This is a genomic window from Streptomyces sp. BA2, assembly GCF_009769735.1.
In the GTDB taxonomy this organism is placed as follows: Bacteria; Actinomycetota; Actinomycetes; order Streptomycetales; family Streptomycetaceae; genus Streptomyces.
Map to the genome: position 1 here is coordinate 498175 of NZ_WSRO01000001.1, position 22598 is coordinate 520772.

At 70.5% G+C, this 22598-nt stretch carries 24 protein-coding genes; 10 read left to right on the top strand and 14 right to left on the bottom strand.

From position 1 onward, the window contains the following. Positions 1–15: 15 nt before the first annotated feature. The 9 genes from E5671_RS02020 to E5671_RS02060 all read right to left on the bottom strand — a co-directional run bounded on the left by E5671_RS02020 (position 16) and on the right by E5671_RS02060 (position 9466). On the bottom strand, positions 16–1092 hold the full coding sequence (locus tag E5671_RS02020; RefSeq protein WP_160502106.1) for a ScyD/ScyE family protein: 1077 nt from the start codon (positions 1090–1092) through the stop codon (positions 16–18). A gap of 280 nt (positions 1093–1372) precedes the next feature. Beyond that, positions 1373–2755 (bottom strand): alkaline phosphatase family protein, encoded by a 1383-nt coding sequence (locus E5671_RS02025; protein ID WP_160502107.1) that lies wholly within the window; start codon positions 2753–2755, stop codon positions 1373–1375. Continuing rightward, on the bottom strand, positions 2752–3921 hold the full coding sequence (gene eboE / locus E5671_RS02030; RefSeq protein ID WP_160502108.1) for a metabolite traffic protein EboE: 1170 nt from the start codon (positions 3919–3921) through the stop codon (positions 2752–2754). The genes E5671_RS02025 and eboE overlap by 4 nt, the downstream gene beginning before the upstream one ends. Before the next feature lie 3 nt (positions 3922–3924). Beyond that, positions 3925–4773 carry a TatD family hydrolase gene (locus tag E5671_RS02035; protein WP_160502109.1) on the bottom strand — a complete coding sequence of 283 codons (849 nt, stop codon included), beginning with the start codon at positions 4771–4773 and terminating at the stop codon, positions 3925–3927. Further along, positions 4773–5390: an EboA domain-containing protein gene (locus E5671_RS02040; protein WP_160502110.1), complete on the bottom strand. Its 618-nt coding sequence runs from the start codon at positions 5388–5390 to the stop codon at positions 4773–4775. Before E5671_RS02040 ends, E5671_RS02035 begins: the two co-directional genes overlap by 1 nt. A gap of 10 nt (positions 5391–5400) precedes the next feature. Beyond that, positions 5401–6297, bottom strand: coding sequence for a sugar phosphate isomerase/epimerase family protein (locus tag E5671_RS02045; RefSeq protein ID WP_160502111.1), 897 nt, complete (start codon positions 6295–6297; stop codon positions 5401–5403). Beyond that, complete coding sequence (locus tag E5671_RS02050) at positions 6294–7199, bottom strand: SCO3242 family prenyltransferase (RefSeq protein ID WP_160502112.1); 906 nt, start codon at positions 7197–7199, stop codon at positions 6294–6296. Before E5671_RS02050 ends, E5671_RS02045 begins: the two co-directional genes overlap by 4 nt. Next, positions 7196–8350 carry an inositol-3-phosphate synthase gene (locus E5671_RS02055; protein WP_160502113.1) on the bottom strand — a complete coding sequence of 385 codons (1155 nt, stop codon included), beginning with the start codon at positions 8348–8350 and terminating at the stop codon, positions 7196–7198. Before E5671_RS02055 ends, E5671_RS02050 begins: the two co-directional genes overlap by 4 nt. Before the next feature lie 57 nt (positions 8351–8407). Further along, positions 8408–9466: a ParB/RepB/Spo0J family partition protein gene (locus tag E5671_RS02060; protein WP_160502114.1), complete on the bottom strand. Its 1059-nt coding sequence runs from the start codon at positions 9464–9466 to the stop codon at positions 8408–8410. Positions 9467–10271: 805 nt separating this feature from the next. On the opposite strand from E5671_RS02060, the gene E5671_RS02065 reads away from it, so the two are divergent. Both E5671_RS02065 and E5671_RS02070 read left to right on the top strand, forming a co-directional pair. Beyond that, a complete protein-coding gene (locus E5671_RS02065; RefSeq protein WP_160502115.1) occupies positions 10272–10949 on the top strand; it encodes a ScbR family autoregulator-binding transcription factor in 678 nt (225 codons plus the stop codon). Positions 10950–11100: 151 nt separating this feature from the next. After that, the gene (locus E5671_RS02070; RefSeq protein WP_160502116.1) at positions 11101–11874 is read left to right on the top strand and encodes an SDR family NAD(P)-dependent oxidoreductase; all 774 of its coding nucleotides are present in this window, start codon (positions 11101–11103) and stop codon (positions 11872–11874) included. A gap of 58 nt (positions 11875–11932) precedes the next feature. Here the strand turns inward: E5671_RS02070 and E5671_RS02075 are convergent, their stop codons facing one another. After that, positions 11933–12640 carry a ScbR family autoregulator-binding transcription factor gene (locus E5671_RS02075; RefSeq protein ID WP_237329997.1) on the bottom strand — a complete coding sequence of 236 codons (708 nt, stop codon included), beginning with the start codon at positions 12638–12640 and terminating at the stop codon, positions 11933–11935. Positions 12641–12803: 163 nt separating this feature from the next. Then, positions 12804–14267 carry a multicopper oxidase family protein gene (locus tag E5671_RS02080; RefSeq protein ID WP_160502118.1) on the bottom strand — a complete coding sequence of 488 codons (1464 nt, stop codon included), beginning with the start codon at positions 14265–14267 and terminating at the stop codon, positions 12804–12806. A gap of 203 nt (positions 14268–14470) precedes the next feature. Here E5671_RS02080 and E5671_RS02085 point away from each other — a divergent pair, with 203 nt between their 5' ends. The 3 genes from E5671_RS02085 (at position 14471) to E5671_RS02095 (ending at position 16627) form a co-directional block, all read left to right on the top strand. Next, positions 14471–14878: a nuclear transport factor 2 family protein gene (locus E5671_RS02085; RefSeq protein ID WP_160502119.1), complete on the top strand. Its 408-nt coding sequence runs from the start codon at positions 14471–14473 to the stop codon at positions 14876–14878. A 96-nt stretch (positions 14879–14974) separates the two neighbouring features. Then, positions 14975–15625, top strand: coding sequence for an HAD family hydrolase (locus tag E5671_RS02090; protein ID WP_336605627.1), 651 nt, complete (start codon positions 14975–14977; stop codon positions 15623–15625). 180 nt (positions 15626–15805) lie between these two features. Next, positions 15806–16627, top strand: a complete 822-nt coding sequence (locus E5671_RS02095; RefSeq protein ID WP_160502120.1) for a BTAD domain-containing putative transcriptional regulator — start codon at positions 15806–15808, stop codon at positions 16625–16627. On the opposite strand, the gene E5671_RS02100 is transcribed toward E5671_RS02095, so the two are convergent. Then, positions 16615–17148, bottom strand: a complete 534-nt coding sequence (locus E5671_RS02100; protein ID WP_160502121.1) for a TetR/AcrR family transcriptional regulator — start codon at positions 17146–17148, stop codon at positions 16615–16617. The two genes, E5671_RS02095 and E5671_RS02100, sit on opposite strands and share 13 nt — an antisense overlap. Then, a complete protein-coding gene (locus E5671_RS02105) occupies positions 17126–17266 on the bottom strand; it encodes a TetR family transcriptional regulator (RefSeq protein WP_160502122.1) in 141 nt (46 codons plus the stop codon). The genes E5671_RS02100 and E5671_RS02105 overlap by 23 nt, the downstream gene beginning before the upstream one ends. A 263-nt stretch (positions 17267–17529) precedes the next feature. Between E5671_RS02105 and E5671_RS02110 the strand changes: the two genes are divergently transcribed. After that, positions 17530–18465: an aromatase/cyclase gene (locus E5671_RS02110; RefSeq protein ID WP_160502123.1), complete on the top strand. Its 936-nt coding sequence runs from the start codon at positions 17530–17532 to the stop codon at positions 18463–18465. A 100-nt stretch (positions 18466–18565) separates the two neighbouring features. Here E5671_RS02110 and E5671_RS02115 read toward each other — a convergent pair whose 3' ends face one another. After that, positions 18566–19351, bottom strand: coding sequence for a response regulator transcription factor (locus E5671_RS02115; protein ID WP_237329998.1), 786 nt, complete (start codon positions 19349–19351; stop codon positions 18566–18568). A gap of 510 nt (positions 19352–19861) precedes the next feature. On the opposite strand from E5671_RS02115, the gene E5671_RS02120 reads away from it, so the two are divergent. The 4 genes from E5671_RS02120 (at position 19862) to E5671_RS02135 (ending at position 22588) form a co-directional block, all read left to right on the top strand. Next, positions 19862–20713 carry an AfsR/SARP family transcriptional regulator gene (locus E5671_RS02120; protein ID WP_202120936.1) on the top strand — a complete coding sequence of 284 codons (852 nt, stop codon included), beginning with the start codon at positions 19862–19864 and terminating at the stop codon, positions 20711–20713. 72 nt (positions 20714–20785) lie between these two features. Then, entirely contained in the window at positions 20786–21241 is a 456-nt protein-coding gene (locus tag E5671_RS02125) for a nuclear transport factor 2 family protein (protein ID WP_160502125.1), read from the top strand. A 170-nt stretch (positions 21242–21411) separates the two neighbouring features. Beyond that, the gene (locus tag E5671_RS02130) at positions 21412–22122 is read left to right on the top strand and encodes a class I SAM-dependent DNA methyltransferase (RefSeq protein ID WP_160502126.1); all 711 of its coding nucleotides are present in this window, start codon (positions 21412–21414) and stop codon (positions 22120–22122) included. A 22-nt stretch (positions 22123–22144) separates the two neighbouring features. Further along, complete coding sequence (locus E5671_RS02135; protein WP_160502127.1) at positions 22145–22588, top strand: PPOX class F420-dependent oxidoreductase; 444 nt, start codon at positions 22145–22147, stop codon at positions 22586–22588. Positions 22589–22598 lie beyond the last annotated feature (10 nt).

The window sequence follows — 22598 nt, forward strand, 5'->3', positions numbered from 1 at the left end:
TGCGGTCCGGCCGGGTCAGGAAGCCGGGAACTTCAGGAGCTGACCGTTGGTGGTCAGCGAGTTGTTGGTGACGTACATGGCACCGGCCGAGTCGATGTCCAGGCCCGTGGGCAGGTTCAGCGTGGTGCCGGTGCTGATCGGCGTGAGGGCGCCCGTCGTCTTGTTGATCCGGGTCAGGGCTCCGGTGTTCGGCTGGCTCGTCGTGTCACCCGTCGCGTACGACAGGGCGACCAGGTCGCCGTCGGGACGCACGGCGAGGTCGATGGCGCCCGTCAGGCCGGTGGTGAAGACCTTGGGGTCGCTGCCCGGCACCCAGCGCCAGATGCGGCCCTGGCCCTTGCGGATGCCGCTCATGTCGGCGATGTAGTACGCGCCGTCCGCGCCCTTCACGAGGCCGGTCGGCACCGATTCGGCGTCCCCGTTCTTCGGGAAGACGAACTCCGTCTTGACGGTGCCGTCCGGGGTGACCCGCAGCAGGGTGTTGCCCGCGGCGTCGGTGGCCAGGAAGTCGGTACCGACCTTGACCGACCGCTGCGGGTTGGCGAGGACCTCGCCGCCGTCGGGGTTCTGGCTGCTCTCGTGCGTGGTCAGGTCGCCGAGCACCTTCCCCTTGGCGATGGCCAGCGTGCCGAGCGGCTTGGCGCCCGTACCGAGCGCGGTGCGTGAGTCGGCGGTGCCGCTCAGGCTGTAGGTCACCCGGTAGGTGCCGCTGCCGGCGGAGTCGGCGTGGTTCGCCCCGGCGATCACGTTGCTGCCGTCGGCGCGGACGATCATCTTGGAGGGCAGACCGGTGACGACGCGGCCCTTGACGGAGCCCTTCACCCGGTAGATGGAGCCGGTCAGGCCCATGCACTGGGACCCCGGCGTCGTGCAGGCCGTCGCCGGGCCGCTGCCGGCCTCCGCGACCAGGACCGAGCCGTCGGCCTGGACCGAGACGTCACGCGGGTTCTTCAGGCCGCCGGCTATGACGGTGGCCGCCGCCTCGTCCGCGCCCGCGGCCTGGCTCTGGCTCGGAATCACCATCGTCGTGAGGCCGCCCACGACTGCCGTTGCCAGGAAGGCCCCCGCCCAAGACTTGCTTGCTCTGAACATGTCTCTCCTCAACTTGGCACGCCCCCGCAGTCAGGAGCGAATCAAACCGGCAACACCGTAGACACAGGAATTGGCCGGAATGGAGTGTGCAACATCGGAAATTCCGCAGTTGTGCACCAGCTCTCCGGGAAGCCGCGCAATTCATCGCTCACCCGCGCCGAGGAATCACCAGTTCCCTTACACGCAAAGGAAGTTGGCCCTCTCCGGAAGAACTCCTCAAGTACTTGATAACGAGGGAGCGGATACGCTTCGATGTGCTCTGTCAGCTCGAAGTGTTCTGTCAGCTGATCCCCGCGAGGCGCAGCAGCAGCGACTTCACCTCGGTGGCGGCGAGCGTGCCCTCGACCTCGCCAGGCCGTGAGCAGAGCAGCACCGGGCCGTCCTCCGGTCGCTCGGGAAGCCTGCCGTGGCTGCCGCGAACAGGTGACGGGTCAAGGGGCACGACCGCCATGCGGTAGCGCATGCCGAGCTTCTTGCGGGCCAGCGCCTTGGCTGCCTTGACCTTCACATACGGGTCGAGCGGGTCCATGAACAGCTCGGCGGGGTCGTAGCCGGGTTTGCGGTGGATCTCGACGAGCTGCGCGAAGTCGGGCGCGCGGTCGTCGTCGAGCCAGTAGTAGTACGTGAACCAGGCGTCCGGCTCGGCGACGGCGACGAGCTCGCCGGAGCGCGGGTGGTCCAGGCCGTGGGCCTTCTTGCCCTCGTCGTCGAGGAGTTCACCGACCCCGGCGAGGCCCTCGAGCACCTCCCGCACACCGGCCAGGTCCTCGGCCCTGCGCACATACACGTGCGCGAGCTGGTGGTCGGCGACCGCGAAGGCGCGCGATGCCATGGTGTCCAGGTACTCCATGCCGTCCTGGGTGTGCACTTCGAGGTAACCGGCCCGGCGCAGCGCCCGGTTGATGTCGACGGGCCTGCTGACCTCGGTGATGCCGTACTCCGAGAGGACGACCACGGTGCGTCCCTCGGCTTCGGCCTCGTCGAGGAGCGGGGTGAGCGCCGCGTCGAGGTCGGCGGCGGACTTCAGCGACCGGGGGTCCTTCGGGCCGAAGCGCTGCAGGTCGTAGTCGAGGTGCGGCACGTAGGCCAGCGTCAGATCGGGGTGCCGGGTGCGGTTGAGGTGCCGGGTCGCGTCGATGATCCACTTGCTGGAGACCAGATCGGCGGTCGGCCCCCAGAAGTTGAACAGCGGGAACGTCCCGAGGCGGGCGTGGAGTTCGTCGTGCAGCTCGGGGGGCCGGGTGTAGCAGTCGGGCTCCTTGCGGCCGTCGGCGTAGTAGACGGGGCGCGGCGTGACCGTGATGTCGGTGTCCGCACCCATCGCGTACCACCAGCAGACGTTGGCGACCGTGTAGCCGGGGTGCAGGCGGCGGGCCGCGTCCCAGAGCTTGTCGCCCTCGACGAGCCCGTTGTGCTGACGCCACAGCAGTACGTCGCCGAGTTCGCGGAAGTACCAGCCGTTACCGACGATGCCGTGCTCGGCGGGCAGCGTGCCGGTGAGGAACGTCGACTGGGCGGCGCAGGTGACGGCGGGCAGGACGGTGTCGAGGCCGGCGCGTGAGCCGCGGCCGGCGAGCTCCCTCAGCCGGGGCATGTGGTCGAGGAGCACGGGGGTCAGGCCCACCACGTCCAGAACGAGCAAGGGTGTGGGGGTCTTCGTCACTGCTGCTCCTTGAGTCCGAGATCGGTCAACAGGCCGCGGGCGAGGTCGAGTTCGGCGGCGATTCCTTCGGCGAGCCGGGCATCCGTGGTCGGCCGCGCCTCGGCGGGCAGGGCCTGCCAGGTGTAGGTCTCGACCTCGAAGTGGTGGCTGCGCGCCGTGGGCCCGCCGACCAGAGCGGTGAGCGTCTCGCGCAGCACGCCGAGGGTGGAGGCCAGCGGCGGGGCGGGCGGGGCGTGCAGCGGTACGTGAAAATGGGAGCGCCACGGCACGGTGTCCGGCAGCGTGCCTTTGGCCAGTGCCTCGCCGAGGTCGTCGGTGCCGTGCAGGACCGCGCCCGCCTTCGCGCGGGTCTGGTGCAGGAAACGCGGCTCGTCGAAGGCGGCGAGCGCCGCGCGGACCGCCGGGTCGCGCGGGTCTTCGGCGTGCAGGGCCGCGGAGAGCTGCACCTTGGGCACCGGGACGCCCGCGCGGGCCAGACCGGCGAGTGCCGCCGCGGGCTCCTCGAAACTTGTCGCGAGGTGGCAGGTGTCCAGACACAGGCCGATCCGGTGGCCGGGCAGGGCGGCCAGCGGGGCCAGCGCGTCCGTGGTCGTCTCCACCGCGCAGCCGGGCTCCGGCTCCAGGGCCAGCCGGATGGAGCGGCCCGTCTCCTGCTCCAAGTGGTCCAGACGGCGGGCCAGTTCGAGCAGGGCCGTGTGCGCCGAGGCGGCCGCGGCTTCGTCGTAGCCGGTGCGCCAGGCCAGCGGCAGGGTGGAGATGGTGCCCTCGGTGACGTCGGGCGGCAGCAGCCGGGTGAGCAGCCGGGCCAGATCGGAGGTGTGCTCAAGACGCAGCGGGTCGGTCCAGTCGGGCCGGTAGACCCGGTACTTGACCTCCTCGGCCCCGAAGCCCTGGTAGGGGAAGCCGTTGAGGGTGACCACTTCGAGGCCGCGCCGGTCCAGTTCGGTGCGCAGCCGGCGCAGGGCTGCGGGGTCGGCGTTCAGCGCGCGCACCGCGTCGCGGGCCAGCCACAGTCCGATGCCCAGACGTTCGACGCCCAGGCGCCGCCGGACCGGTTCGCAGTGGGCGGCGAGCTGGGCGATGACACCGTCGAGGGTCTCGGCCGGGTGGACGTTGGTGCAGTACGCGAGATGCACGGTCGAGCCGTCGGGGTGGGTGAAGCGCATGGCTCATTCGCCTCCGCGCAGCAGGGAGTTGCCCTCGTGCAGCGCCTCGGGCTCGGCGGGATCGAGGACGAGCCGGCCGCTCTGCCCGTAGAACGCGACGGGGTTGCGCCACAGCACCCGGTCCACGTCGTCCTCGCCGAAACCCGCGTCGAGCATCGCGTCGGCGACCCTGCGGGTCTTGAGCGGATCGCTCTTCCCCCAGTCCGCGGCCGAGTTGACCAGGACCTGTTCGGGGCCGAACTCCTTCAGCACGGCGACCATGCGGTGCTCGTCCATCTTGGTGTCCGGGTAGACGGAGAAGCCGAGCCAGGCCCCTGAGTCCTTGGCCTCCTTGACCGTCCTCTCGTTGAGGTGGTCGATCAGGACCGCCGCGACGGGCAGCTTCGACTCGGCCACCACGTCGAGCGTGCGGCGCAGGCCCACGAGCTTGTCGCGGTGCGGGGTGTGCACCAGAGCGGGCAGCCCGTGCTCGGCGGCGAGTTCAAGCTGCGCGGCCAGCGCGGTGTCCTCGGCCGGCGTCATCGAGTCGTAGCCGATCTCGCCGACGGCCACCACGCCGTCCTTGACAAGGTAGCGCGGCAGCTCGTCGAGCACCGGCACGCAGCGCGGGTCGTTCGCCTCCTTGGGGTTGAGGGCGATGGTGCAGTGGTGCGCTATCCCGTACTGCGACGCCCGGAACGGCTCCCAGCCCAGCAGCGCGTCGAAGTAGTCGAGGAAGCTCTCCGGCGAGGTGCGCGGCTGGCCGAGCCAGAAGGCGGGCTCGACCAGCGCGCGGACCCCGGCCTCGTACATCGCCTGGTAGTCGTCGGTGGTGCGCGAGGTCATGTGGATGTGCGGGTCGAAGATGCGCATCAGGCTTCCTTGGCGGTCAGGGCGAGTACGTGGCTCAGGTCGTCGGGGACGGGCCGCCTTGCGGCGGTGCGCTCGGCGGCGAAGTCACGGAGCATGCGGGCGAGTTCGCCGTCGCCGCGGGCCCGGTCCGTGAGCCCGGCGACGGCGGCGGTCGGCACCCCGGTGAACAGGCACTTGAGGACGGCGTGCCGCCAGGTGTGGTCGTCCAGGTGCGCGGCGGCGCCGTTGCCGACGGCCGCGGCGACGAGCCCGGTGTCGTTGGCGCGCAGCGCGTCCTCGATCAGTGGCACGACGTCGTCGGGAGCGAGCGGCAGATGCGGCAGGGCCAGCAGGACGGCACGGCGCTCCGCGCCGGTTCCCCGCTCGTAGATCCGGGCCACCGTGGCCGCGCCGGGGCGGGCCGCATGCAGCAGGAGGACGCGGACCGCCTGGGTCGCCTCGGGCGATCCGCACTCCCGGCCTGCCGCCGCGAACCGCAGCTCCCACTCCGGTGCGCCCCGGCCCGTCGGGGCGCTCGGCGCGGAGCGCGCGGCCTCGGCGGCGGCGAGCGCGTCCGCGATCCAGGCGGAGCCCTCGGGACCCGGGCGGGCAGGCAGGTTCTCTTGGGCGAACAGCATGCGCGATTCCCTACGCGTACGGTGCCGCGAGGGCGGCGGTGGGTGCGGAGTCGGTGGCGCGGGGGAGCGCGGTGAGCTGTGCGCGCAGGAACTCCATGGAGGACCGGGCGAGTTCGGGCCCGGCGTGCGAGTGGCGCGGCAGTTCGACCACGGTGAGGCCCTGGTAGCCGGTGGCGTCGAGCGCGGCGAGCACGGGCGGAAAGTCGATCTCGCCGTCGCCGAAGGGCAGATGCTCGTGCACCCCGCGCCGCATGTCCTCGATCTGCACGTGCCGCAGCCACGGTCCCGCGGCGGTGACGCAGTCGGCCGGCGGCCGGGGCTCCAGGCACTGGCAGTGGCCGATGTCGAGGGTGAGACCGAGCAGCGGGTGGTCGTCGAGCCGCGTGCGCAGCCGGTGGAAGTCGGCGAGCGAGGCGAGGAGATGACCGGGCTCGGGCTCGACGGCGAGCGGGACGCCGGCCGTCTGCGCCGCTTCGATGACGGGGCCGAGGGAGTCGGCGAGCAGCTCCCAGGCGGTGTCCTCGTCGACGCCCGCGGGCCGGACCCCGCTGAAGCAGTGCACCGCGTGGGCGCCCAGATCGGCGGCCACCTTCACCGCGGTGACCAGGAGCGCGGACCGCGCCGCCCGGGCCTCGGGCTCCGGGTCGAGCAGGGTCGGGCCGTGCTTGCGGCGGGGGTCGAGGACGTAGCGGGCGCCGGTTTCGACGGTGACGCCGAGGCCGAACGCGTCAAGCCGGTCCGCGACCCGGGCGACCCGCCCGGCGAGGCCCGGACCCAGCGGGTCGAGGTGCATGTGGTCCAGGGTCAGGCCGACACCGGCGTAACCGAGTTCGGCCAGGACCTCCAGGGCGTCGTCGAGCCGCAGATCGGTCAGGCCGTTCGTGCCGTAGCCGAGGCGGATGCTCATGTGGGACTCACCTTCCGGGCCAGCCTGCGGGCCACGGGGACGAGTCCGGTGAGCAGCGCGGCGGAGGTGAGCGCGCCGGAGCGCGCCGCGAGAGCGGCCTGCAGCGGGATCATCGCGCGGATGCCGCCGCCGACGGCCCGCTGGGTCAGCGGCGGCGACGGGTTGAGCGCGGCGTGCAGGAACGGCCGGGCGGCCGTCGCCGCATAGGCGCCGGCCAGCGCGGTGCGGGCGAACGCGCGCCGGGACCCGATCCCGGGCCGGTCCGGTCCGGCACCGGCCAGTGCTCCGATCACGGCCGTCGCTCCGAGCGCGGCGAGCGACCTGCCCGGCGCGCCGCCCCGGGTCTCGGTGCGGGAGACGGCGGTGACGGCGTAGGTATGGGCGCCGAGCGCGGCGGCGGGCAGCAGCGAGCGGCGTACCGCGTGCCCCGAACTCACCGTACTGGTGCGGGAGTTGGCAGTCGCCACCGCTCCGAGCAGCAGGTCGAGACCGCGGGCCGCCGCCATCGCGGCCGGGCCCGCGGCGGTGTGCTTGAGCCGCAGGTCGTACGCCCAGACGGTGCCGGCCAGGGCGGTGGCGGTGAGGGCGGCGGGGCGGCCCGCGGCGAACGCGAGGCCGAGCCCGGCCGTGGTCAGCGCTGCCGCCGCCGTCAGCGCCTGCGCGGGGGCGATACGGCCCGAGGGCAGGGGGCGGTGGGGGCGCTCGGCGGCGTCCTCCTCGCGGTCCGCCCAGTCGTTGAGCGCCATGCCCGCCTCGTACAGGCACAGCGAGGCACCGGCGGCGAGCGCGGTGCGGGCCCCCGGGCGCAGCCCGCTCGCCGCGGCCCCGGCGAGCGCGTCGCCGGGGACGGTGAACAGGGCGGAGACACGCAGGAGTTCGGCCCAGTCGCGGGGGCTGCTCACCGGGCCGCCTCCAGGCGTGCGGCGAAGCCGAGGAGGGCGGCGTACTGCTCGGCGAGCGCCGGTGAGCCGCCGTCCGGGTCCTTGAAGTAGAAACCGAGTTCGGGCAGCGGCCCGGTGATGCCCGCCTGGTGGGCGCGGGCGGCGAGCCGGGCGAGGTCGAGCACGAGCGGCGCGGCGAGGGCCGAGTCGCAGCCCTGCCAGATGGTCTGCAGGATCATCCGGGATCCGAGGAAACCCTCGAAGGCGACATGGTCCCAGGCGGTCTTCCATTCGCCGAGCGCGGGCACGTCGTCGATGTGCACCTCGCCCTCGGGCAGCGTCCCGAGGTTGTCCTCCAGGACCCGGTTCTTGCCCGCGTTCTTCGCCGCGGCGGCGGCGGAGTCGGCGAGCGCCGCCCCGTCGCCGCCACCGAGCAGATTGGTGCCGGACCAGGCCCGAACGTCCAGGGCGCGCTGGCGGAACATGGGCGCGAGCACCGCCCGCAGCAGGGTCTGCCCGGTCTTGCCGTCCCGGCCCGCGTAGGGCACCCCGGCGGCCTGGGCCGTTTCGGCGAGGGCCGGGTGCCGTATCCCGGTCGACGGGGTGAAGTTGACGTACGCGCAGCCCGCGCGCAGGGCGGCCGCGGCGTACAGCGAACTGGTGGGCAGCCTGAGTGCGCCATCGGCCGGGGCGGGCTCGGTGGAGGCGACGTTGACCACGACGGTCCGTGCGACCCCTGTCCGGCGGGTGAAGTCCTCGATGTCGGCGGCGAAGGCGGCTATCAGCTCCTCGTCGGAGCGGGTGTCCCCGGCCGCCGGTCCGCCGGCCTGGATCTCCCGGTCCGCGGCGGCCAGTTCACTCTGCACGGCCCGGGTGAGGCCGTGCGGCAGGACGCCCTGCTCGGCGAGGGCCTCGGCGCGCTTGGGCAGCGGCCAGTCGACGGTGTCGTGGCCGCCGAAGACGAAGGAGGACAGGGCGGGCAGCGCGGCTGCCGCGAACCGCTCGGTCTCGGTGACCATGCCCGTCGGCGGGCAAAGACCGGCGGCGAGCGCGGCGCACCCGGCGACGGCGGTGGTGGCGACGGAGCCGCGGGCCCCGATGAACCACACCCCCGTGCCCCTCCCGCCTTCGGAACCGGTGCGGGGACCGGTCGGCTCGGCATGCTCGGACACGGAAGGCCTCCTGAAGTACGTGGGTGCTGACAAGCGGGGTGCGCGGCCAGGCGGGCTCTACTCGGCGCGCTGTTGGAGCTGCAGGGCCAGCTCGCTCCACGTTTCCGCGCAACTGCGGGCGAGGTCGGCGACCTCGGGGGCCCAGTGGCAGGGCAGCCCGCGCCCGAGGGTCTCGATGCTGTCGCCGTCGACGGAGTAGTGGCGCAGAAAGCGCAGGGCGCGCCGGCCGGCTTCGGTGTGCCGCAGCGAGGGGTCCTCGCTGAGCTTGGCGAGCAGCTTCTGCCGGTCCACCACGGACGTGGCGCCCACCGCGCGAGCGGGCGGCCGCTGCCGGGCCGGCGGGGCGACGGAGGGGGCGGTCTCGGTGCGCTCGTCGGCCGGGGTGGTGCGGTAGCGGCCCGGGACAGGGTCCTCGCCGCGGTCGATGCGCTGGCGCACATCCCGCACCGTGGCGGGGGAGAGTCCGGTGGCCCGGGCGACCTCGCGCAGTCCGGCGTCGGGCCGTTCGAGGAAGATCGCGGCGGCGCGACGGCGGTGCTGCGCGCTGTCCACGGGGCGCACCCGGCCGTCCCGGCCGATCCGCGTGCCGGAGTGCACGGCGTCGTCGGCCGGTGACTGCGCGCGGATACGGGAGACGGTCTTGTCGGAGATCCCGGTGGCGGCGGCGACCGCGCTGTCCGACCACTGCGAGTGGGTCCGGATGATGCGTGCCGCCGCCGCGGCACGGTCGGCGCGGGAGAGCGGCAGACCGTGGGTGACGTTGGCCTTGACCGACAGGACGAAGGCGTCCGCCGGATCGCAGTCCAGCAGCCTCGCGGCGATCTCGGTCCGTCCGTTGAGCAGGGCCGCGCGGACCCGGTGCGCGCCGTCGATGACGCGCAGGGTGGGCCGGTGCACGGTGATGGGGGGCAGACAGTCCCCGGCCTCGGCGAGCATCCGCACGTGGTCCGGGTCCTCCGCGTCCAGGCGGGGGGAGTCCGACAGGACGAGCGAGTCGATCCGTACGCGGACGGGTGGCTGCGATTCGATCCAGATGGCCGACGGCTCGACCTCGTCGATGTCGATGTCGATGTCGATGTCGACAGTCGGGTACGTCAACTCTTCGGCCAGAGACAACTTGCCCCTCCTGACAGCAATCCTCTGTTGGCGCACATGTGGAAGGTCTTCCGGATACGAGTCCATGAGCGGCGTCGGCCACCGCGAGCCCTCGTGCACCGGTCGTCGCGTGGGAAGACCGGGCCGGGGGTTCGGTGTGTGGTGGCTGGACGCTTGCGCTTCGTCGCCGGAGCCCGACGTGCCGTGAATCCATCGTGAGAGTACCGTACGGCCGGTTTTTTTGTAAACCACTGTCTCGCTGTTCTGTGGGCCACAGCGCTCCTTCGCCGCCCCCTCCAGAGCCGGGGGCCATGGCATGCGAACGAGGCTCGAGAGGAAACACCGCCGCCGCTCAAGCCGACTCAACACCCCCTGTGGTACGCCGTGTTGGCTCTCCACCTGGGGTGATGCCGTTCGTCCGCGCGGGATGCCGTACCCGCTGCGGGGAGGGCGCGGGCTGGATCCGGGCGAGCTCGGGCGGGGGCAGCGCCTACCCTCGGTCGAGGCGTCACCTCGCGCCACGGGAGCCCCAAAAGCAAACCGGTAGGACTGTTTACGGGTGCCGGGTCGTGACCATCAGGGACCCGGGTCGTGCCGACCGAGCGGGGCGGAGTCTCCAATTCCGGCCAATGGGCCGGGGTGGCTCAACCGTCCTCGTGCGGGCGACCTGTCGAGGTGACCGCCCTCTTCGGGGGTGTGTCCAGGGAGTGCGAACGAGTCGCGCTCTGTCACTGATCGAGCTCGATCTCTCCCAGAGCTGGCTTTGAAACCGGCGAGTTGGTTTTATATCTACCAAGTAACCCCCTCTGTAGCGGGAGAGCCAACAGTGAGCCAACAGGAACGGGCCGCCCGTACCCACAACGCACTCATTCGCTCGGCGGCCGAGCTGTTCGAGCGGCACGGCTATGAGAAGGCCAGCCTGAACGAGATCAGTTCGGGTGCCGGGGTCAGCCGTGGTGCCCTGCACTTCCACTTCGACACGAAGGCCGAGGTGGCCGCCGCCGTCGAGAGCGCCGCGGCCCGCGCCCTGCGTCGCGCGGTGGAGAGTGTGCCGACGGGGGACATGAGCGCCTTGCAGGGGCTGACGGACCTCTCGCACCGCCTGGTCCAACTGCTGCTCTGGGACGTGGTCGTGCGGGCCGGGTTCATGTTGAGCTGGGAAGCGGGGCAGCGCACCCGTATCGACCTCTGCCAGGAGTGGCATGCCCACGTGCACCGGTTCGTCGCCCGGGCCGCGGACGAGAAGGCGCTCGCGCCGGGGGTGTCGCAGGAGGGCGTCGTGAACGCGGTGGTGGCCACGACGGTCGGTCTCGCGGTGCTGAGCCGCGCCGACAAGGAGTGGCTGACCGACCAGACGCTCACCAGCTTCTGGCAGGTGCTGCTCCCCTCGGTGGCCGAACCGCGGACGGCGGCCGGGCTCAATCCGTTCGGCACAGAATCGGCCCACGACGGCTCGCTGCGCAGCCCGGTCCCTTATCCCGGCTACGTCCCCAGGCCCCGCTGACGGAGCGGTTTTCCGGAGTCAAGGATTCATCCTCGGATATCGAACATGGACGCTACGCTTCGGGACGCTGAGGCGCCGGTACACCGGCGCCTGGAGCGCAGTTGCGTTGCGCCGTGGCAACACGGCGCCGGGGCAAGGGGGATGGGGAAGCATGACTCAAGGACAAGGTTCGCTCGAGGGGAAGGTCGCCCTGATCACCGGTGCGAGCAGCGGCATTGGCGCCGCGGCGGCCCGGGTGTTCGCACGCGAGGGGGCACGGGTGGTCCTGGTCGCCCGGCGCGAGGACCGCATCGCGGAGCTTTCGGCCGAACTGCGCTCGGACGGGGCGCAGTCCTCGTACTGCGTGGGCGACGTCCAGGTCTCCGCCGACGTGGAGCGGGCCGTGTCCCACGCGGTTCAGACGTACGGGCGCCTCGACGTGGCCTTCAACAACGCGGGTGCCGGAGGCGACGTGGCCCCTCTGCACCTCCTCGACGACAAGGCGTACGACCTGGTCATGGACACCAACGTGCGCGGCGTGTGGAACTGCCTGCGTCACGAGATCAGAGCGATGACCGAAGACGGGGGCGGCGGCTCGATCGTGAACACCAGCAGCGTGGCGGGCCTGGTGGCCAGCTCCGCGCCCGCGCCCTACATCGCGGCCAAGCACGCCGTGGTCGGCCTGACCAAAGCGGCCGCGGTCGAGTACGCGTCGAGCGGGATCCGCGTCAACGCGATAGCCCCGGGCCTGACCCGGTCGGAGATGGTCGAGGACTGGTTCGCCCGGGTTCCCGGGCGTGAGGCGAAGAGCATGGCGTCCGCCCCGCAGAACCGCATGGCCGCACCGGAGGAAGTCGCCGAGGCGGCCGCGTGGTTGTGCAGCGACCGGGCCTCGTTCGTCACCGGAGCCACGATGCCCGTGGACGGCGGGCGCACCACCTGGTGACGGCCCGCGGTCGTCCGCGGGGGCGTCGGTGAGCCCCCGCGGACGTGGCGGCCGGAACTCAGCCGGCCGTGCCGACGGGGGTGGGCTGCTCCGCGCCCTCGGTCTCCGTCTGCGCCGTCTCCATCTGTGCCGCCTCCGTCTGCGCGTACAGGCGAGCGCCGCGGTCGGGCGCGAGGTCGAGGCGGGCGAGGACGGCGGGCATGGCGATCGTCGGGATCAGGTGCTCGTACAGCACGGAGATCCGGAGGTTGACGTCCGCCAGGCCGGTCTCCAGCTGGGAGAAGAGCTGGACGCCGTGGAACGTGCTGGTCAGGAGCTCGGCGGTCTGCTGCGGCACGACGTGACCGAGGATCTCGCCGCGCTCCTTGGCCTCCGTCAGCGTCCGCGCCGAGCGCTCGATCAGGGCGGGCCAGGCGCTGCCGTAGTGCTCCCTGCCCAGGGGGTCGGACGAGAGCACGGCGCCCGCGCGCACCACCGGATCGCGCGGCAGCAGGTACGCGAGCAGCAAGCCCTGGTCCACCAGTTCCTGGACCTTGAGCTCCTGGGGCGGAAGGGGCAGCTCGACCTGCGCCTCGACCACCCCTCGCGCAAGGGCTTCCTTGGAGTCGAAATGGAAGTACAGGGCGCCCTTGGTCACGCCGGCGACCTTGAGGATGTCCGACACGGTGGCCGTCGCGTAGCCGTACTCCGCGAATACCCTTGCTGCGGCCTCCAGCACGGCGCGGCGGGTCCGGACTGCACGTTCTTGTCGCGCCAACGAGACCATCCCTTTGTGCTCAGCGCCCGCGTCCAGTGAGCGGTGGACAGTGAAAAAGAAACCGTCTAGAGGGTACCTTATATGCTCACGTTGTCACGGCCGCGTCCGGGGCAGGGCCTTCCGGGCGGTGGAAACCAGCATTTCGGTCTGAAAACAGGCGGTCGCCGCGTGCTCAACCGATCTTCATCGTCGCCATCATGCCCATGGCCGAGTGGTCGAGCATGTGGCAGTGGTAGACGTACTCGCCCTGGTAGGCGTCGAAGGTGGCCTGCAGCTTGACCGTCTCGCCGGGCAGCAGCCGCACCGTGTCCTTCAGGCCCGCCTCCGCGGGTCCGGGCGCGGCCCCGCCCCTCTCCAGGACCTGGAACTGCACCAGGTGCATATGGAAGTTGTGCGGCGCCTTCGTGTTGGCGTTGGTGACGGTCCAGATCTCGCTGGCGCCGGGGCGTATGTGCGCGTCGACGCGCGCGGGGTCGTACAGCTTCTCGTCGATGTACGCCTTCGGGTCCGCGCGGCCGTCCTCGTCCATGCGCAGGACGACGGTGCGCTCGGCGGTGGGCGTGGGAAGGCGCGGCAGCGTCCGCAGGACGGCCGGTACCGAGCTGTTGTCCTCGGCGGTGCGCACCACGTCGAAACGCATCACCTGGCTGACGTCCTCGACCACCCCGAACCCGGTGTTCTTCAGGACGAGCTTGGTGCCGACCGGGTAGCGGGAGAAGTCGATGACCACGTCGGCCCGTTCACCGGAGGTCAGGTAGATCGCCTTGGTGGTGTGCGGGCGCGGCAGCAGCCCCCCGTCGGACGCGATCTGCACCATGTCGCCGTTGTCCGCCAGACACAGTTCGAAGAAGCGCTGGTTGGAATGGTTCGCGAAGCGCAGCCGATAGGAGCGGGCGGCGACCTCGAAACGCGGGTGCGGCGCCCCGTTCACGAGGAGCGTGGTGCGCGCACGGTCGCTCATCCGGTAGACGAGCGCGCCGGTGGCGGCGTCGAAGTTCGCGTCGCGGATCGCGATCAGTACGTCGTACTCGCCCTTGGGCAGCGGCAGCGCCTCTTCCTCGTCGTCGGTGAGCAGATAGCTGCCGTGCATGCCGCGGTACACGTTCTCGGACTCCACGTGGTGGGCGTGGTCGTGGTACCAGAGCGAGGCGTGCGACTGCTTGTTGGCGTACGTGTAGCGGCGTGCGGCGCCGGGCGCGATGGTGTCCATCGGGGAGCCGTCCTCGCTCGGCGGCACCGAAGCACCGTGCAGGTGCATGGAGGTGTCCACGCCCAGCTGGTTGCGCTGACGGATGACGACGGGCCGGTTCCTGCGGGCCTTGATGGTCGGACCGGGGAACTGCCCGTTGTAGGTGCGCAGTTCGGTCTGGATGCCGGGCAGTATCTCCTTGCGCACGGTGCGCATGGTCATCTCGTACCTGTCCACGGAGCCGATGGTGGACACCGGTGCGAGGACCGGGACGATGGGCATCGCCGCGGCGAACAGCTGCACCGCGGCGGCGCCGGCGGCCGGCACGCCGGGAGCGGGGCCCGCGGTCGCTTCCCGCGCGTTCAGGACGGGCAGGAGCGAGGCTCCGGTGAGCCCTACACCCGCGACGGACAGTCCTGCACCGAGCACTCGGCGACGGGTGGGCATGGTGGATCCTCCTGCGGGGTGTACGGGTCGAGAGGTGCGAGAGCAGATCAACACGCGGAACTAGGGCTTCGCTCGCACACGGCCCGCGCCGCCTCCACGCGGCGGCTCGGGCGGGATCGTCGCGGGACGCGCTCGACAGCCGCTCGACCCACGCACGGGCGCGGCGGCTGACGCTGAACTCCGGCCCACAGAACGGAGATCCCATGTACGCGGAGGTGGCGGGGTTCTACGCCCGCCAGATGCGGCGCCTGGACGAGGGCGATGCCGAGGGGTGGGCGGCCACCTTCACCGAGGACGCGGTGTGCCGGCTGTCCACCCGCCTGGAAGCGATGCGCGGGCGCGAGGAGCTGATCGCGGGGGCGCGCGCGGCGGCGACGGCGATCGAGGCGGCCGGGGAGCTGCGGCGCCACATGACCGGCATGTTCGAGATCGAGGAGCGCCCCGGCGGGTTCCTGCACGTGCGCGCGAACACCATCGTGTACGCCACCGCGGCGAGCGGTGCGTCCCGGGTGCACCAGGTCTGCACCTGTACGGACACACTGGTGCGGGGTACGAAAGGCGGACGCGAACTCCTGGTCAAGGACCGCTGGATCGTCGTCGACGGCACGTGAGAGTGACGGCACGTGAGAGTACTGTCGGCGGCCTATCCACCGACTCATCTGGGGGACACCTTGCCTGGACGGTTTTCGCACCTGAACCTGGTCGCGGTGAACATAGACGGCGTACTGCTCAACGACAGTTTCAGCCCGATCATGCGCCGCCTCGTGGAGTCGCGCGGGGGCACCTACAGCGCCGGCTTCGAGCGTGAACTGCTGTCGCAGCCGCAACTCGTCGCCGCTCAGCGGGCCGCGGACGAACTGGGCGGCACCGCGGAGCAGTTGCTGAAGGACTACTTCGCCGAGCGCGAGGAGTACGTGCGGGAACATCCGGTGCACGTGCTCGACGGCGCGGCCGAACTGCTGGCGACGCTGCGTTCGCTGGACGTGCGCACGGTCTGCTACGGAGGGCTGGAGCGGTCGCACTTCACCCGCCATCTCGGTGAGTTCGCCGACTACTTCGACGAGCCCGGCTATGTGTGCACCAACGACTTCCGCCCCGGCATCCGGGAGATCACCGAACTCTTCGGGCTCCGCTACGACCAGGTCCTCTTCATCGACGACGTGGCGCGCGTGGCGGAGACCGCGCGGGAGCTCGGGACGGCCTTCATCGGACACCCCGGCGAATCCGGTCACGGCTACCAGCGGCAGATGATGGAGAAGAACGGTGTGCGGCACATCGTCGGCACGCTGAGGTCGATCGACGAGGCGTTGCTGCGGGCCGTCGACGCCGAGGCGGCCGCCGGAGACATCTGGGACTGACCGTATCGGGTTCCTTTCTTCAGCGGGTTAAGATCCCTCTGAATTCCCCGGATCTCTGTGGAATGGAAGTCCTCTCGAGGGCGGCTGGAGAAAATCGGGAGCGCCCGCAATTTTCGCTACTGTGCTCGCTGCGGCAATGAGAGCCGTCGAGGACGAATTTCGCGATACGTGGGGGTGTCCGTGGAGATTCAGGTGCTGGGATCATTGAGCGCCGAAGTCAACGGGGGAGCGATCGTCCCGAACGCGGCCAAGCCGCGGCAGATCCTCTCCCTGCTCGGGCTCCGCCCGGGACGGGTCGTGCCCGTCCACACGCTGATGGAAGAGCTCTGGGGGGCCGATCCCCCCCAGAGCGCCCGCACCACCCTGCAGACGTACATCCTCCAGCTGCGCCGACGCCTCGGCACCGCCATGGGCCCGGACGTCCCCGGCGCCGCCAAGGACGTGCTCGTGACCCGGCACGGCGGCTATCTGCTGCAGGTCCCGCCCGAGTCCGTGGACGCCTACCGCTACGAACGGCTGGTCGCGGAAGGGCGCGCCGCCTTGGCGGACGGCGACGACGAGGTGTCGGCGGGCTGTTTCCGGCGGGCCCTCGACCTGTGGCGCGGGCCGGCGCTCGTCGACGTACGGGTCGGGCCGGTCCTCGAGATCGAGGTGCTGCGCCTGGAGGAGAGCAGGCTCGGCACCATCGAGCGGCGCATAGACGCCGACCTGCGCCTCGGCCGGCACTCCGAACTCATCTCCGAGCTGACCGAGTTGACGGCCCGGCACCCGCAGCACGAGGGGCTGCACTCGCAGGCCATGGTCGCCCTGTACCGGTCGGGCCGGCAGGCCGCGGCCCTGGACATCTACCGCAGGCTGCGGACGCGCCTCATAGAGGAGCTGGGCGTCGAGCCCTCGCCGCAGGTGCGGCGCCTGCACCAGGCCATGCTGGCCGTCGACCCCAAGCTGGACGTCGTCGCCGGTCCGCAGCGCACCTCCACCTTCGATCTCTACGCGGCCTGAGACGTCTCAGCGCCGCTCACCGCTTCCACGTCGGTGCCCGCAGCCGCCAGGTGGTGCAGCGCCGTCCGGTCGGCGAGAGCGGGCAGCTGAAATCCCCAGAAGGCGGCGATGGTGTGCCGCGACAGCCACGCGAAGTCGTCGCGCCCGAGCACCTCGAACCCCACGGTCGATGACATGATCGCCCCGGCGGCGCTCTGCCGTGACAGGTCAGGGACGAGCGTGTTCTCCCGCGCCGCCTCCGTGAGAAGCCGCTGGATGTGGGCGTGCCACTCCTGCCGCAGATCAGGGCGGCGCCCGTGGCCCTCCTGATTCAGCAGGACGCCTGCCTTGACCACGCTGTCGGACCGCAGGAGCGCGGCGATCGCGTGCGACGCGTCGATCAGCCGCTGGAGAGCGCACGTGCGGCGGCGATGGACCGTGTGGAGCGCTGACCGCAGGGCGCCCACGGCCTGGCTCACGACCGCCGCCGCGAGCTCCTCCTTGTTCTCGAAGTGGAAGTTAGAGCGCGCCGGTACTGACACCTGCCTGCCGGCTGACTTTTGTCAGGCTGGCGCGAACGAAGCCGTTCCGGTTGAAGACGTCGGCTGCGGCGGCGATCAGCTGGGACCGGGTGCGGGCGGCTCGCTCCTGCTTGGTCATATGGGTTCCTGGTGAGGTCGGCATGGGGCGGAGGGCAATCTCAGTAGTAAACCGCAAGGTCGGTTTAATGACCAGTCGTCAGGGGGAAGGCCTGTCTGGGTGAGTCTGGGTGACCGCCCTGGCCCGCCCGTTATGGACGCCATGGCAGGCCTTGCTGCGGGTTTCGGGGGCCTCGCGGAGTGGCCGTACTCGGGTGTCGCCCCCTTTGGTAAACAGCGATGTCGGTTTGATCACGACACAGACCCTCAAGGAGACAGCCAGACATGACGACCCGTGAGGTTGAGCACGAGACCACCGTCGCCGCCCCGGCCGCCGATGCGTACCGGCTGCTGGCGGACGTGGAGAACCTGCCGCAGATATTCCCGCCCACCATCTTCGTGGAGCAGACGGAACGCACCGGCGACGAGGAGCGCATCCGCGTCTGGGCCACCGCCAACGGCGAGGCCACGAGCTGGTCGGCCCGCCGCACTCTCGACGAGCGGGCCCTGCGCATCGGCTTCGAGCAGGACGTGTCCCCCGAGCCCATCGCATCCATGCGCGGCACCTACATCATCGAGCCGCTGGGCGACGACAGCTCGCGGATCCGCCTGCGGCTCGACTACCGGGCCGTCGGTGACGACCCCGAGTCGCTGAAATGGATCGACCAGGCGGTCGACGAGAACGCCGGCTCGCAGCTCGCCTCACTGAAGGTCAGCCTGGAACGGTCGCACGCCGACCGGGACCTGACGTTCTCCTTCGAGGACACCGTGCGCGTCGAGGGCTCCGCCAAGGACGTCTACGACTTCATCAACGAGGCGCATCTGTGGGAGGAGAGGCTGCCGCACGTCGCCGCGGTCCGCCTCGTGGAGGACGCGGCGGGCCTGCAGACGCTGGAGATGGACACGCGTGCCAAGGACGGCAGCCTGCACACCTCGAAGTCGTACCGCGTCTGCTTCCCGGACTACAGAATCGCCTACAAGGAGGTCAGGAGGCCCGAGCTGCTGAGCCTGCACACCGGCTACTGGACGTTCGAGGACATCGGCGACGCCGTGCTGGCGTCGTCGCAGCACACGGTCGTCCTCGACGCCGCCGGCATCACCAAGGTCCTCGGGCCGCAGGCGACCGTGGCCGACGCCAGGAAGTACGTGCGCGACGCCCTGAGCTCCAGCAGCCGGGCCACGCTGGGGCGTGCCAAGGCGTACACCGAAGGCAGGCGCTGAGCACGGTCGCCTTCTCCCGCGTCGGGCGCAGACCCTCGTACTTCATTCAGTACGGGGATCTGCGCCCGACGTGCGTCACGGGCGCCCGGAGCGCCGTGACTCAGGGGTGACCCAGGCGGAATCCGACGCCGCGGATCGTGATGATCCAGGTGCTGGCGCCCAGTTTGCTGCGCAGGCTGCTGACGTGCGTGTCGATGGTGCGTCCGGGGCGGGACCAGGAGTCGTCCCAGACCTGTGTCATCACCTGCCGACGGGATATGACCGTTTCGGGCTGCGCGCAGAGCAGGTGCAGGAGGTCGAACTCCTTGCGGGTCACGTCGATGTGCTCGCCGTTGAGAGACACCTGCCGGGTGCCCGAGTCGATGCGCAACGGGCCGCGCTGGATGACCTGTTCGGGAAGCGGCTGCGGGCGGACCCTGCGCATGATCGCCTCGATCCGGGCCATGAGCTCGCGGAAGCCGTACGGCTTGACGATGTAGTCGTCCGCCCCGGCCTGCAGCCCCAGTACCCGGTCGAGTTCGGAGTCGCGCGCCGAGACGGCGATGAGCGGTGTGTCGCAGCTGGCGCGGATGGAGCGGCAGACCTCGATGCCGTCGAGATCGGGCAGGTCGAGGTCGAGCAGCACCAGGTCGGCGCTGTGCTTCATCTGCAGTGCCTTGGCGCCGGTGGTGACGCTCTCGGGGCGGTGTCCGTGCCGGCGCAGCCCCTGGACCAGGGCTTCCGCAGCACGCGCCTCGCTCTCCACGACGAGCACCCGCAGGGCGCCGCGCTGTGCAGGCCCGGTGGTGGGCCCCGGCGGGATCTCCTGGTCGAAGTAGTACGAGGGCTGTGCATGCGCGGCGTCCGCGTGATGGTGCTGAGATGCCCGCGGTTCTGAGAACCGCATGGTCTTCCGGTCCATCTGTATCCCCCAGCCGTCTGCCGCCAGACACGTGTAGACGTTCGCCAGAACATTACAAACCAGCAGACCGGTTTGTCAAAGCCTCCAGATCGTCCTGTAGCTGCTGTGTAGCGACCCTGAGGTTCGTGCTCAGAGTCCCTCACCTGGGCGGTTCTGGCCGGTGAGGGCTGGGTTGACGCTTGAGGGGTGCAGTGTCCGAGGAGTGTGCGACGATGGGTAACAAACCAGCGCGTTGGTTTGATCATGGGAGAGGGAGGGGGTAGCGGATCGACGACGTCCCGACGTCATTCACGGACGCCTTTCAGGTGCGGTATCGCTAAGGCCCCGGCAGATGTCTGAAGTAACTTCACTCAGTTCTGAAGTTTTTTCCTTGACGTTCCCTTTCGCGCCCGCAGAGACTCGTCAGGAATCCCGGCAGGTGGTCGCTGGAGGCACCGGATGAAACCTCTTCAGCTCTGGAAAGCCGTCATCTCTATGTGATGAGGAGTTAATTCCATGCGATTCAATCTGATAGGCCCGTTCGAAATCGTCGCCGATGACGGCAGGACCTATCGGCCGGGAACTCCGAAGATGTGTCAGACTCTCGCGCTGCTGTTGACGAGGGCGAACGAGATCGTCACCGCGGAGTCGCTCATCCAGGAACTGTGGGGGGACAATCCGCCGCGCAGCGCCGTGACCACGCTGCAGACGTACATCTACCACGCACGCCGGATGTTCGTCGGCGAAGGACTCGCGCCGGCCGACCGCGAACTGATCGTCACGAGCGCTCCCGGATACGCCATCCAGATCGGTGACGACGAGGTCGACGTCAAGATCTTCGAGCGCCTTGTGACGCGGGCCCGCGGCGAGCTCAACGACCAGGACCCGGGCGCGGCGCTGAGCACCGTACGTCAGGCGCTCGCCCTGTGGCGCGGCCCCGCCCTGTCCAACTCGCCCGCCGGAGACCTCCTCAGGGGGCACATCGTGCACCTGGAGGAGCTGCGGATCCGCGCCTTCGAGCTGCGGATCCAGGCCGAGGACCAGCTCGGCCGGCATCGCGAGTCCATACCCGAGCTGCGGAAACTGATCAACGACTATCCGCTCAACGAGTGGTTCCACACCCAGCTCATCGCCGCCCTCGGCGCCTCCGGCAGGCGCGCCGAGGCGCTGCAGGCCTACCAGGACGTGCGCCGGCTGCTCGCCAAAGAGCTGGGACTTGAGCCCTCGTACGAGCTGCAGCAGATGCACATCCGGCTGCTCGGTGTGAAGTCGACCGACCCTTCTCGGCCCCGCACGGCGCTGGACGCCCCGGCGCGGGTGCGCCCGGCGGGCGGTCTGCTGCCCCGGGTCGCCGTCCGCGGTGCCTGACGGCTACGTCAGCCCCTCCCCGCCCCAATTCCCCTGTGAGAATTCGCCCTTGGGCGAGGAAAGGCCGGACGCATGACTGTCTCTCCACCCGACGCCCCCTACGTCTCCGTGGAACTCTACGCTCAGGTACAGGAGTTCTACGCCCGCCAGATGAACCTGCTGGACGGCAGCACCGCCGATCCGGTGGCGTGGTCGCGGACGTTCACCGAGGACGCCGTGCTCGGCTCGAACTTCCAGGACGCACCGGACACCGGGCAGCCCGCCATTCTGCGGTCCATGCGTGAGGCACTCGCCCACATCGCCGCGCAGGGGACCGGCGACTTCCGGCACTGGCTCGCCATGCTCGACGTACAGCCGCAGGCGGACGGCAGTGTGCGCACGCGGTACTACGGCCTTGCGATGGCCACTCCCCCGGGCGGGTCCCTGCGGATCCGCGGGCACGTGCTCTGCCATGACGAACTCGTGCGCCGCGCAGGCCGCTGGCTGGTACGGCGGCGTCACCTGGAGGCGGACGGCGTACCCGCCTGACCTCCCCTCAGCTTCCGTCGGCCACCTCTGGCCCGGCGGACACCGGAGCGGCCCGTGGATCGGACGTCGAGCCATGTTCCAGGCGACGTCCCGACGATGAATGCCGCTCAGCATCGGCCGGCGCGCAGACCTGCCCCCGGCGAACCGAACGCGACGATCTGGGATGCCTCATGTACGAGAACAACAGCGCCGCCGAGATGTACGACCTGCTGTACCAGGACAGGAAGGACTACAAGGCCGAGGCCGAAGAAGTGGCCGGCCTGATCCGGGAGAAGAAGGAGGACGCCGACAGTCTGCTCGACGTCGCCTGCGGCACGGGCGTCCATCTGGAGGCCTTCGCCGGGCACTTCGCACGGGTCGAGGGGGTGGACCTGTCCGGACACATGCTGAAGGTGGCGGCGCAGCGACTGCCCGGAACCCCGCTGCACCAGGAGGACATGAGGGAATTCGAGCTGGAGAATTCCTTCGACGCGATCGTGTGCATGTTCAGCTCGATCGGCTATCTGCGGACCACGCAGGACCTGAACGCGGCACTGCGCGCCTTCGCCCGGAACCTGTCCGCGGGCGGTGTGGTGGTGATCGAGCCCTGGTACTTCCCCGAGACGTTCCTCGACAACCACGTCTCCGGCCACGCCCTCACCAACGAGGGCCGCACCATCACCCGTGTCTCCCACTCGACGCGCGTGGGCAACATCGCGCGCATGGAGCTCCACTACGTCCTCGCCGACCGCGAGGGCGTACAGCACCGCAGCGAGATCGACGAGCTCACGCTGTTCACCCCCGACGACTACGAGGCCGCCTTCAGCCAGGCAGGTCTGAAGGTCGACTACGTGGAAGCCGCAGGCGGCCGCCCCGGCTACTTCGTCGGCACCGCGGCCTGAACGCGGGGGGGAGGAGACGGCGATGCCATTCACTGACCTGGAACTGGCCTATCTGCGCGAGGCGCAGCTGGGCCGGCTCGCCACTGTCAGCCCCAAGGGGCAGCCCCAGACCCGCCCGGTCGCGTTCTCGGTCAACACCGAGACCGGCACGGTGGACATCGGCGGCTACACCATGGGCCAGACCCAGAAGTTCCGTAACATCGCGGCGAACCCGCTGGTCAGCCTGGTGGTCGACGACATTCCCTCGACGGACCCCTGGCAGGTGCGCTGCGTGGAGGTCCGGGGGTGGGCCGAGGCGATCACCGGTGCCCCCACCACCGGATACAGCAACGACATCATCCGGATCCACCCGACCAGGATCCTCACCCTCGGCCTGGACCCGGAGCACCCCGCCACCCAGGCCCGTGACGTCGCCGGCCCCGCGCAGGACGGTGCCCCGTCGCCAGAGCCCCGCGCCAGGCGCTGAAGGAGACACA

What these genes read in the sequence shown, in the direction of transcription:
- E5671_RS02035 (WP_160502109.1), bottom strand. Translation starts at nt 4,773, where the DNA reads ATGCGCATCTTCGACCCGCACATCCACATGACCTCGCGCACCACCGAC.
- E5671_RS02085 (WP_160502119.1), top strand. Translation starts at nt 14,471, where the DNA reads ATGTACGCGGAGGTGGCGGGGTTCTACGCCCGCCAGATGCGGCGCCTG.
- eboE (WP_160502108.1), bottom strand. Translation starts at nt 3,921, where the DNA reads ATGCGCTTCACCCACCCCGACGGCTCGACCGTGCATCTCGCGTACTGC.
- E5671_RS02115 (WP_237329998.1), bottom strand. Translation starts at nt 19,351, where the DNA reads ATGCGGTTCTCAGAACCGCGGGCATCTCAGCACCATCACGCGGACGCC.
- E5671_RS02135 (WP_160502127.1), top strand. Translation starts at nt 22,145, where the DNA reads ATGCCATTCACTGACCTGGAACTGGCCTATCTGCGCGAGGCGCAGCTG.
- E5671_RS02040 (WP_160502110.1), bottom strand. Translation starts at nt 5,390, where the DNA reads ATGCTGTTCGCCCAAGAGAACCTGCCTGCCCGCCCGGGTCCCGAGGGC.
- E5671_RS02080 (WP_160502118.1), bottom strand. Translation starts at nt 14,267, where the DNA reads ATGCCCACCCGTCGCCGAGTGCTCGGTGCAGGACTGTCCGTCGCGGGT.
- E5671_RS02125 (WP_160502125.1), top strand. Translation starts at nt 20,786, where the DNA reads ATGACTGTCTCTCCACCCGACGCCCCCTACGTCTCCGTGGAACTCTAC.
- E5671_RS02045 (WP_160502111.1), bottom strand. Translation starts at nt 6,297, where the DNA reads ATGAGCATCCGCCTCGGCTACGGCACGAACGGCCTGACCGATCTGCGG.
- E5671_RS02105 (WP_160502122.1), bottom strand. Translation starts at nt 17,266, where the DNA reads ATGACCAAGCAGGAGCGAGCCGCCCGCACCCGGTCCCAGCTGATCGCC.
- E5671_RS02070 (WP_160502116.1), top strand. Translation starts at nt 11,101, where the DNA reads ATGACTCAAGGACAAGGTTCGCTCGAGGGGAAGGTCGCCCTGATCACC.
- E5671_RS02130 (WP_160502126.1), top strand. Translation starts at nt 21,412, where the DNA reads ATGTACGAGAACAACAGCGCCGCCGAGATGTACGACCTGCTGTACCAG.
- E5671_RS02110 (WP_160502123.1), top strand. Translation starts at nt 17,530, where the DNA reads ATGACGACCCGTGAGGTTGAGCACGAGACCACCGTCGCCGCCCCGGCC.
- E5671_RS02075 (WP_237329997.1), bottom strand. Translation starts at nt 12,640, where the DNA reads ATGGTCTCGTTGGCGCGACAAGAACGTGCAGTCCGGACCCGCCGCGCC.
- E5671_RS02020 (WP_160502106.1), bottom strand. Translation starts at nt 1,092, where the DNA reads ATGTTCAGAGCAAGCAAGTCTTGGGCGGGGGCCTTCCTGGCAACGGCA.
- E5671_RS02120 (WP_202120936.1), top strand. Translation starts at nt 19,862, where the DNA reads ATGCGATTCAATCTGATAGGCCCGTTCGAAATCGTCGCCGATGACGGC.